The sequence below is a fragment of the Bradyrhizobium sp. ORS 375 genome (genome assembly GCF_000239775.1).
In the GTDB taxonomy this organism is placed as follows: domain Bacteria; phylum Pseudomonadota; class Alphaproteobacteria; order Rhizobiales; family Xanthobacteraceae; genus Bradyrhizobium.
The window spans coordinates 1-6,364 of the sequence record NZ_CAFI01000244.1; the positions used below are offsets into that span (position 1 = coordinate 1).

The 6,364-nt window shown below is 65.2% G+C and carries 7 protein-coding genes; 5 read left to right on the forward strand and 2 right to left on the reverse strand.

Annotated features, from left to right (window positions below):
* Window positions 1-747, reverse strand: a 747-nt coding sequence (locus tag BRAO375_RS19145) for an LLM class flavin-dependent oxidoreductase (protein ID WP_035641183.1), incomplete at its 3' end; no start/stop codon positions are given.
* 36 nt (window positions 748-783) lie between these two features.
* Window positions 784-1,740 (reverse strand): aliphatic sulfonate ABC transporter substrate-binding protein, encoded by a 957-nt coding sequence (locus tag BRAO375_RS19150; protein ID WP_009029106.1) that lies wholly within the window; start codon window positions 1,738-1,740, stop codon window positions 784-786.
* Between the two features lie 385 nt (window positions 1,741-2,125).
* Here BRAO375_RS19150 and napE point away from each other — a divergent pair, with 385 nt between their 5' ends.
* Genes napE through BRAO375_RS19180 form a run of 5 tightly spaced genes read left to right on the forward strand, consistent with a single transcriptional unit; the run spans window position 2,126 to window position 6,303 of the window.
* On the forward strand, window positions 2,126-2,311 hold the full coding sequence (gene napE / locus BRAO375_RS19160; RefSeq protein WP_009029107.1) for a periplasmic nitrate reductase, NapE protein: 186 nt from the start codon (window positions 2,126-2,128) through the stop codon (window positions 2,309-2,311).
* Between the two features lie 16 nt (window positions 2,312-2,327).
* Window positions 2,328-2,648 carry a chaperone NapD gene (locus tag BRAO375_RS19165; RefSeq protein ID WP_009029108.1) on the forward strand — a complete coding sequence of 107 codons (321 nt, stop codon included), beginning with the start codon at window positions 2,328-2,330 and terminating at the stop codon, window positions 2,646-2,648.
* A gap of 15 nt (window positions 2,649-2,663) precedes the next feature.
* A complete protein-coding gene (gene napA / locus BRAO375_RS19170) occupies window positions 2,664-5,168 on the forward strand; it encodes a nitrate reductase catalytic subunit NapA (protein ID WP_009029109.1) in 2,505 nt (834 codons plus the stop codon).
* 23 nt (window positions 5,169-5,191) lie between these two features.
* Window positions 5,192-5,644 (forward strand): nitrate reductase cytochrome c-type subunit, encoded by a 453-nt coding sequence (locus BRAO375_RS19175; protein WP_009029110.1) that lies wholly within the window; start codon window positions 5,192-5,194, stop codon window positions 5,642-5,644.
* Complete coding sequence (locus BRAO375_RS19180) at window positions 5,641-6,303, forward strand: NapC/NirT family cytochrome c (RefSeq protein ID WP_009029111.1); 663 nt, start codon at window positions 5,641-5,643, stop codon at window positions 6,301-6,303. Before BRAO375_RS19175 ends, BRAO375_RS19180 begins: the two co-directional genes overlap by 4 nt.
* The last annotated feature ends 61 nt before the right edge of the window (window positions 6,304-6,364 follow it).

The following is a 6,364-nucleotide window of genomic DNA, read 5'->3' on the forward strand; positions in this document are numbered from 1 at the left end:
ATCGTCGGCCGCGGCCCAGGCCTCCTCATTGGTCTCGCGCACGATCACATGGAGACGGATGCCGAATGACAGCTTGCGGCCACGCGTGTCGGCAACCGCCTGCACCTTGGCGACCTTGGCGGCGACGTCGGCCGGCGGCTCGCCCCAGGTGAGATACTTCTCCACGGTGTCGACCGCGACGTCGATGCCGGCATCCGACGAGCCGCCGAAGAACAGCGGCGGGCGCGGCGACTGCACCGGCGGGAACAGCAGGCGGCCGTCCTCGACCGTGATGTGCTTGCCGGCGAAATTGACGGCCTCGCCTTCGAGCAGCTTGTTGTAAACGGTGAGGAACTCGCGCGTGACCTCGTAGCGCTCCTGATGCGACAGGAAGATGCCGTCGCCCTTGTTCTCGACCGGATCGCCGCCGGTGACGACGTTGACGAGCAGCCGGCCGTTGCTGACGCGATCGAGTGTCGCCGTCATGCGTGCGGCAACCGCCGGCGACTGCAGGCCGGGACGTACCGCCACGAGATAGCGCAGCTTCTCGGTGAACGGCGCGACCGCCGAGGCGACGATCCAGGAATCCTCGCAGCTGCGCCCCGTCGGGATCAGCACGCCGTAATAGCCGAGCTGGTCGGCCGCCTGCGCCACCTGGCGCAGGTAGTTGAAGTTGACTTCCCGGCCGCCTTGCGACGTGCCGAGATAGCGGCCGTCGCCATGGGTCGGCAGGAACCAGAGGACATTGGGCTTCGAAGCGTTACTCATGTCGATCTCTCTTTGAACGGGAGTCGCGATCACGGATCAGGTGGACGGCGTCCACTTCCAGACGATGTCAGCGACGTTGACTGGTTTCGGAATGAGCCCGACGCGGGCGAAACGATCGGCGACCGCTTGCTGGCTCTTGATGATCTCATCGTCGATCGGCACGACGCTGTAGACCGAGCGGTCGACGAAGCGCTTGACCGCCTCGAGGTCGACGCCGGTGGCTTCCGCCTGCGCCTTGGCGACCTCCTCGTGATGGCTGTTGGCCCAGACGCCCTCGGCAGCGAAGGCACCGTTCAGCTTGGCGACGACGGCGGGATACTTCTCAACGAAGTCGCTGCCGACGATGTAGAACGAGTTCGGCTTGTGCACGTCCTTGTCGAACACGATGGCGCGCGCGTTCTCCTTGATCTCCGCGAGCGCGAGATAGGGATCCCAGATCGACCATGCGTCGACCGAACCCTTGACGAAGGCGGCGGTCGCATCGGCCGGCGCCAGCGGCGCGGGCGTGATGTCGCTCCACGCAATGCCGGCCTTCTCCAGCGCCGCAACGAGCAGATTGTGCGCGCTGGAGCCCTTGCCGAAGGCGACGCGCTTGCCCTTCAAATCGGCCAGCGTCCTGATCGGCGAGTCCTTGGGCACGATGATCGCCTGCGTGCTGCCGTTCTGCTTGACGGCCGCCGCATAGCGGATCTTCGCGCCGGCAGCCTGCGCGAAGATCGGCGGCGCGTCGCCGACATAGCCGAAATCGACGCTGCCGACATTGATGGCCTCGAGCAGCGGCGGACCGAACTGGAAATCGACCCAGACGATGTCGATACCGAGCGGCTTGAACGTGGTCTCGATGGTGCGGCGCGCCTTCACCGCCGGGAAGAAGCCGCCCTTCTGGGTGCCGATGCGGATCTCCTTCGGCCTGTCCTCGGCACGCAGCGGCGCCGCGCATGCCATCACCGCAGCCGATGCCAACGACAGTTTCAGAAACTCGCGACGCTCCATTGCCCTCTCCGATCAGCTGCGCATCGACGTTGATGCGGTGCGACGGATGATGGTGGCCGGCGATACGAGTGTCGAGCACCCCGGAAAAATAGCGATGCCGGTCCTACTCGGGGGCGATCGCAAGCAGCGTTTGTTTCAAGGCGAGACGGCAAAGCAGCGAGAATTTCTTAAGGCCCCGCGACGCAATCACGCATCTTCACGCGCCATCAACCACGATCGCAGCGACCGCCGGGCGAATCCGGGCGCGGAGGTAGGGCGGTCAGGACAGGAGTTCCGCGCCTTGATCCACGTCAACGCCGGTTCCGCACACTTCCTTTAGTATAAAACTAGGCGCGGCCCGGATGCCGCAAACTCTTCCCCCGCACACATAGCAGAGAATTCTCTCATGTCGCTCGTTGGCAGCGATGCGAACGCGCGTGCGCGTCGCAGACGCATGGAAATTTTTGCCTTCCTCTTCCTCACCGCCGTCCTGATGCCCGCGCTCGCCGTCGCCACCGTCGGCTCCTACGGGCTGGCGGTGTGGGTCTACCAGATGATGGCCGGTCCTCCCGGCCCGCCCGCCGCACACTGATCGAAGGACATTTCCCATGCTCTCCCATCGCACCTCCTTCGACCGCCGCGCGCTGATCACCGGCCGCGTGCTGACCGCCGAGCCGGTGGTCGCGCCGCCCGCCGGCGAGATCGCTTCGATCATCGTACAGAGCCGCCCCGATCAGCTCGACCGCGTCGCCGCCGACATTCTCGCGCTCGAAGGCTGCGAGATCCACGCGCGTGATGAGCGCGGCAAGCTGATCGTCGTCGTCGATGCGCCCGATGCCGGCGCGCTCGGCGCCACCATGAACCGCATCGGGCTGCTGCCCCACGTGCATTCCGCCTGCCTCGTCTTCCATGCCATCGACGCCGGCTAACACCACGAGATTCCAATGACCGACATGAAGATCGATCGCCGCCAGATGCTCAAGCTGGAGGCCGCCGCGATTGCCGCCGCCGCCGCCGGCATGCCCGTGGCCGCGCGCGCCGCCAACCTCGTCACCGAGCGCGAGCAGAGCGAGCTGAAATGGGACAAGGCCGCCTGCCGCTTCTGCGGCACCGGCTGCAGCGTGATGGTCGCGACCAAGGACAACCGCGTCGTCGCCACCCACGGCGACATCAAGGCCGAGGTCAATCGCGGCCTCAACTGCGTCAAGGGCTACTTCCTGTCCAAGATCATGTACGGCCATGATCGCCTGACGCATCCGATGCTGCGCAAGACCAATGGCAAATACGACAAGAATGGCGAGTTCACGCCCGTGACCTGGGACGAAGCCTTCGAAATCATGGCGCTGAAGTACAAGGAGGCGCTGAAGAAGCGCGGCCCTTCCGGCGTCGGCATGTTCGGCTCGGGCCAGTGGACCATCTGGGAAGGCTATGCGGCCTCAAAGCTGTTCAAGGCCGGCTTCCGCTCCAACAACATCGATCCGAACGCGCGGCACTGCATGGCCTCGGCCGTTGCAGGCATGATGCGCACCTTCGGCATCGACGAGCCGCCTGGCTGCTACGATGACATCGAGGCTACCGACGCGTTCGTGCTGTGGGGCTCCAATATGGCGGAGATGCACCCCATTCTGTGGACCCGCGTCACCGATCGCCGGCTGTCGGCGCCGCATGTCAAGGTCGCCGTGCTCTCGACCTTCGAGCACCGCTCGTTCGACCTCGCCGACGTCGGCATGGTGTTCAAGCCGCAGACCGACCTCTACATCCTCAACGCCATCGCCAACCACATCATCACCACCGGTCGCGTCAACAAGGACTTCGTCCAGGCGCACACCGTGTTCAAGAAGGGACAGACCGACATCGGCTACGGCCTGCGGCCCGAGCATCCGCTGCAGAAGAAAGCCACGGGTGCCGCCAAGGCCAACGACGCCACGGACATCTCGTTTGACGAATATGCCAAGTTCGTCTCCGACTACACGCTGGAGAAGGCCGCCGAGATGTCCGGCGTGCCGTTGAACCGGCTGCAGGCGCTGGCCGAGCTCTATGCCGATCCGAAGACCAAGGTGGTCTCGTTCTGGACGATGGGCTTCAACCAGCACACCCGCGGCGTCTGGTGCAACAATCTCGTCTACAACATCCATCTGCTGACGGGAAAGATCTCCGAACCCGGCAACAGCCCGTTCTCGCTCACCGGCCAGCCCTCGGCCTGCGGCACCGCGCGCGAGGTCGGCACCTTCTCGCATCGCCTGCCCGCCGACATGGTGGTGACGAACAAGGAGCACCGCACCAAGGCCGAGCACATCTGGCAATTGCCGGAAGGCACGATTCCGGACAAGCCGGGCTATCACGCCGTGCTGCAAAGCCGGATGCTGAAGGACGGCCTGCTCAACGCCTATTGGGTGCAGGTCAACAACAATCTCCAGGCCGGCCCGAACGCCAACGAAGAGACCTATCCGGGTTTCCGCAATCCCGACAACTTCATCGTCGTCTCCGACGCCTATCCGTCGGTGACCGCGCTCGCCGCCGACCTCATCCTGCCGACCGCGATGTGGGTGGAGAAGGAAGGCGCCTACGGCAACGCCGAGCGCCGCACCCAGTTCTGGCATCAGCTGGTGTCGGCGCCGGGCGAAGCGCGCTCTGATCTGTGGCAGCTGATGGAGTTCTCCAAGCGCTTCAAGATCGAGGAAGTGTGGCCCGAGGAGCTGATCGCCAAGAAGCCTGACGTTCGCGGCAAGACGCTGTTCGACGTGCTCTACAGGAACGGCCAGGTCGACAAATTCCCGCTCGACCAGATCGAGCCGGGCTACGCCAACGACGAGTCCAAGGCGTTCGGCTTCTACGTCCACAAGGGCCTGTTCGAGGAATACGCCGCGTTCGGCCGCGGCCACGGCCACGACCTTGCGCCGTTCGAGACCTACCACAAGGAGCGCGGCCTGCGCTGGCCGGTCGTCGACGGCAAGGAGACGCGCTGGCGCTTCCGCGAAGGCTCGGATCCTTACGTGAAGGCCGGCACCGGCGTGCAGTTCTACGGCTTCCCCGACGGCAAGGCGCGCATCTTCGCGCTGCCCTACGAGCCGCCGGCGGAATCGCCCGACAAGGACTATCCGTTCTGGCTCTCCACCGGCCGCGTTGTCGAGCACTGGCATTCCGGCACGATGACGCGCCGCGTGCCCGAGCTGTACAAGGCGTTCCCCGAGGCCGTCTGCTTCATGCATCCGGACGACGCCGAGGCCGCGAACCTCAGGCGCGGCGATGAAGTGAAGGTCGCCTCACGGCGCGGCTTCATCCGCGCCCGCGTCGAGACGCGCGGCCGTGACAAGCCGCCGCGCGGCCTCGTGTTCGTGCCGTGGTTCGACGAGTCCAAGCTGATCAACAAGGTGACGCTCGACGCCACCGATCCGATCTCGCTGCAGACCGACTACAAGAAATGCGCCGTGCGCATCGAGCGGGTGTGACCGACATGATCAAGAAAATTGCCATGATGGTGCTCGCCGCCAGCCTCGCGGCTGGCTCGAGCGCCCTGCTCGCCCAGAGCGTCTCCTCCTCGCTGCGCGGCCCCACGCCGCTCAACGACGAGGGCCCGGCGCCACCGATGCAGCCAACCAAGAACACCGCCGAGAAGGAGGTGCGCAACTATCCGGAACAGCCGCCGGTGATTCCGCATTCCATCGACGGCTATCAGGTCGACATGCAGGGCAACAAGTGCCTGTCCTGCCACGCCCGCGCGCGCACCGCTGAATCCAAGGCGCCGATGCTGTCGATCACCCACTTCATGGATCGCGACGGCCAGTTCCTGGCATCGGTGTCGCCGCGCCGCTACTTCTGCACCCAGTGCCACGTGCCGCAGAGTGTCGGCACCCCGCCGGTCAGCAACGACTTCGTCGACATCGACACCGTACTGTCGCACGACAAGCCGGGTGGCAAGCGATGAGCAGCGCCGACATCCCGCAGGGGACGGGAACGCCGGCCCCCGACAAACGGCTCGGCGTCATCCGCCGCGCTTGGCAGTTCGTGCTCGATTTGATCGACGTGCTGCTCAAGCCGAGCTCGATCTTCGGCCTCGGCGTGCTGGTGCTCGCCGGCTTCGTCGCCGGCGTGATCTTCTGGGGTGGCTTCAACACCGCGCTGGAGATCACCAACACCGAGAAGTTCTGCACCGGCTGCCACGAGATGAAGGACAACGTGTTCGCCGAGTTGAAGACGACGGTCCACTTCTCGAATCGCTCCGGCGTCCGCGCGTCATGCCCGGACTGCCATGTGCCGCACAACTGGACCGACAAGATCGCGCGCAAGATGCAGGCGTCGAAGGAGGTCTGGGGCCACCTGTTCGGCTCGATCGACACCCGCGAGAAGTTCACCGACCGCCGGCTGGAGCTGGCGCTGCACGAATGGGCGCGCTTCAAGGCGAACGACTCGCTCGAGTGCCGCAACTGCCACAGCTCGCAGTCGATGGACATCACCAAGCAGTCGCCCCGCGCCGTGGAAGCCCACCAGCGCTTCCTCTTCACCGGCGAAAAGACCTGCATCGACTGCCACAAGGGCATCGCGCACCATCTGCCGGACATGAGGGGTGTGCCCGGCTGGCAGTAGGCTTCCTTTCAAATTGGGCGAGCTTTCGCCTCCCGCGCGGTCGACTCCCCTCCCCCTTGCG